The following is a 3099-nucleotide window of genomic DNA, read 5'->3' as shown; positions in this document are numbered from 1 at the left end:
TCCTCGATCCCGACAACGCGAAGTTCCGCGTCCCCCGGGTGCACCGGGCGGTGTACGCGGCGCGGTTCGGTCGGGAGACCTACGAGACCCGGTTCGCCGACGACTCCGACGGGCTGCGCGGTGACATGGCCTGGGAGCGGGGGTGGCACACGAACTACGACACCGCCGCGCTGGTGGCGCTCCTCGAGGACGCCGGCCTCACGCCCCTGCTCAAGGACGGCGCCAACCTATTCTGGAGGTTCTGGCAGGTCCCCGCCCTCCTCGGGCCCCGGTCCCTGCGCCGGCTGTACGACGCCCCGCTGCGGGCCGACGGCCGGCTGTTCCGGAGCGCCAACCTCTTCCTGACGGCGTACCGCACCGGCGACCCGACCCCGCCGGAGGTGGCCGATGGGGCCACCTGACTTCGTCTACATCGGGCCGGACAAGGCCGGCTCGACGTGGCTGCACGAGGTCCTGCGGACGCACCCGCAGGTGTTCCTGACGCCGGCCAAGGGCCTGTACTTCTTCGACCGCCACCCCGAACGCGGCCGCGACTGGTACGTCAGCCAGTTCGACGGCGCCGGAGCGCGGCACCACGTGCGGGGCGAGATCTGCCAGGACTACCTGGCCCATCCCGAGGCGGCCGGGCGGATGGCCGCGTTCTGGGACCGGGACCCGGTGCGTCTGATGGTCACCCTGCGTGACCCGGCCGAGCGCGCCTTCTCCTCCTACCTGCACATGCTGAGGTCGGGATGGCGGGCCGGCACGTTCCTGGAGGCCCTCGAGCGCTATCCCGAGCTGCTCGAGCACGGCCGCTACGGCACCCAGCTCGAGCGGTTCCGGAGCCGGTTCGGGAGGGACGCACTGCACGTCGCCGTCTTCGACGACCTCCAGGCCGACCCGCAGGCCTTCCTCGACGCCGTCTGCTCGTGGCTCGGCGTCGAACGGCTGGTGCTCGACGCGGCGACGCAGCAGCCGGTGCTGCCGGCCGGTCGGGCGAGGTCGGTGGCGGTGTCCCGCCTGGTCAGCTGGGGGGCGCACGCGCTGCGGGAGCGGGACGGCGGTGACCTCGTGGGGAGGGTCAGGAGCGCACCGCTGGTGCAGCGTGCCCTGTACCGGCCGCTGGCCGACGAGCGGCCGAGGCTGACGCCGGAGGAACGGTCCCGTGTCCAGGCCGAGCTCGCGGCAGAGGTGTGGCTGGTGGACGAGACCTACGGGCTCGGGCTGGCGCGCCGCTGGGGCTGGCCGCCACCTCCGGGCGATCGCGGTACCACCTGATGGTGCGCATCAGGGCCTCCTCGAGGGGGACCACCGGGCGCCAGCCCAGCTCGCGGCCGGCGAGGGCGATGTCCGGGCGTCGTACCGTCGGGTCGTCGACGGGGCGCGGCACGAACGCGATCTCGCTGGTGGAGCCCGCCAGGTCGCGGACCAGCAGGGCGAGGTCGAGCACCGACATCTCGCGCGGGTTGCCGAGGTTCATGGGTCCGGGATGCCCCGAGCGCACCAGCCGCAGGAGCCCCTCCACGGCATCGTCGACGTAGCACAGCGACCGCGTCTGGGAGCCGTCGCCGGTGACGGTGAGGGGTTCACCGCGCAGCGCCTGGCGGATGAAGGTGGGGACGGCCCTGCCGTCGTCCACGCGGAGCCGGGGCCCGAAGGTGTTGAAGAGGCGCACGATGGCGGTGTCGACGCCGTGGGTGGTGCGGAAGGCGGTGGTGAGCGACTCGGCGAACCGCTTCGCCTCGTCGTACACCGAACGCGGGCCCACCGGGTTGGCGTGACCCCAGTACGACTCCGGCTGCGGGTGGACGCGCGGGTCGCCGTAGACCTCCGAGCTCGACGCGACCAGGAAGCGGGCCGCGTGCTCCCTCGCCAACGTCAGCGCGTGCAGCGTGCCGACCGCACCCACGTGCAGGGTCTCGACCGGGAGTCGCAAATAGTCGGCGGGCGACGCCGGCGAGGCGAGGTGGAGGACGACGTCGACCCTGCCGGTGACGGGCAGCCCCTCGGTCACGTCGGCCTCCACCAGGTCGAAGCCGGGGTGCTCCGCCAGGTGCGCGACGTTCTCCGGGCGACCGGTGAGGAAGCTGTCGACACAGGTCACCCGGTGCTCCTCGGCGAGCAGGCGCTCGCACAGGTGCGACCCCAGGAAGCCGGCGCCGCCGGTGACGACCACGCGCGGCTGAGTCATGCGCCACTATGGCCACGCTCCGCCTCCCGGCGCGACGTGGGACGAGGCTCATCCCTCGAATGGGGGACGGGCGGTCAGGCGCTGAGGCGCTCCCCCGTGTCGGTGTCGAAGACGTGGACGTCGCGCGGGTCCGTGGTCACGTGGATGACGTCGCCCTTCTTCACCGAGTCCCGCTGCGTCACCCGCACGATCACCGAACCGGGGACGCCCTCGACGTCGGAGGTGCCGTAGACGAAGGCATCGGCGCCCAGCTCCTCGACCACCGTGACCTGGACGGGCAGGCCACCTGCGTCGGCCGACACCTGCCGCCACGACTCCGGCCGGACGCCCACGGTGATGGCTCCGGACATCCGCGAGGCGGCGGCCGGGTCGACCGGCACCAGGTAGTCGCCGATGCGCGCCTGCCCGGACTCGTCGGCGCGCGCCTTCAGCAGGTTCATCTGCGGCGAGCCGATGAAGCCGGCGACGAAGAGGTTGACCGGCCGGTCGTAGAGGCCGAGGGGTGTGTCCACCTGCTGGAGGACACCGAGGTTCATCACCGCCACCCGGTCGCCCATGGTCATCGCCTCGACCTGGTCGTGGGTGACGTAGACCGTGGTGACCCCCAGGTCCGCCTGCAGCTTGGCGATGTCGGTGCGTGTCTGGACGCGCATCTTGGCGTCCAGGTTGGACAACGGCTCGTCCATGCAGAAGACCTGCGGGTTGCGCACGATCGCCCGACCCATCGCGACGCGCTGGCGCTGGCCGCCCGAGAGCGCCTTGGGCTTGCGGTCGAGGTACTCCTCGAGGCCGAGCATGCGCGCCGCCTCGGCGACCCGCTGGTCCCGCTCGGCCGACGGCATCTTGGCCATCTTGAGCGAGAAGGCCATGTTGTCGCGGACCGACATGTGCGGGTAGAGCGCGTAGTTCTGGAACACCATCGCGATGTC

Annotated in this window: 3 protein-coding genes and 1 pseudogene; 2 read left to right on the top strand and 2 right to left on the bottom strand. The window is 72.2% G+C overall.

Annotated elements, in window-relative coordinates; translation table 11 throughout:
- Both ACXJKL_RS18130 and ACXJKL_RS18125 read left to right on the top strand, forming a co-directional pair.
- Window positions 1-401: hypothetical protein (locus tag ACXJKL_RS18130; RefSeq protein ID WP_457208399.1), on the top strand; the 401-nt coding region annotated here is incomplete at its 5' end.
- Window positions 388-912: pseudogene (locus tag ACXJKL_RS18125) on the top strand (sulfotransferase domain-containing protein); the annotation flags it as partial. The gene ACXJKL_RS18130 and the pseudogene ACXJKL_RS18125, both read left to right, overlap by 14 nt.
- A gap of 148 nt (window positions 913-1060) precedes the next feature.
- Here ACXJKL_RS18125 and ACXJKL_RS18120 read toward each other — a convergent pair.
- Window positions 1061-2170 carry a UDP-glucuronic acid decarboxylase family protein gene (locus ACXJKL_RS18120; RefSeq protein ID WP_457208398.1) on the bottom strand — a complete coding sequence of 370 codons (1110 nt, stop codon included), beginning with the start codon at window positions 2168-2170 and terminating at the stop codon, window positions 1061-1063.
- A gap of 74 nt (window positions 2171-2244) precedes the next feature.
- Window positions 2245-3099 (bottom strand): ABC transporter ATP-binding protein (locus tag ACXJKL_RS18115; RefSeq protein WP_457208397.1); only part of this gene is annotated, 855 nt, incomplete at its 5' end.

It is taken from the genome of Nocardioides sp. P5_C9_2, assembly GCF_054049555.1.
The sequence above is the reverse complement of the archived record's forward strand: the minus strand, read 5'-3'. Positions and strand labels throughout refer to the sequence as shown.

Bases quoted from the DNA above. Each gene is read 5' to 3' on its own strand.
- ACXJKL_RS18120 (WP_457208398.1), bottom strand. From the start codon at position 2,170: ATGACTCAGCCGCGCGTGGTCGTCACCGGCGGCGCCGGCTTCCTGGGG.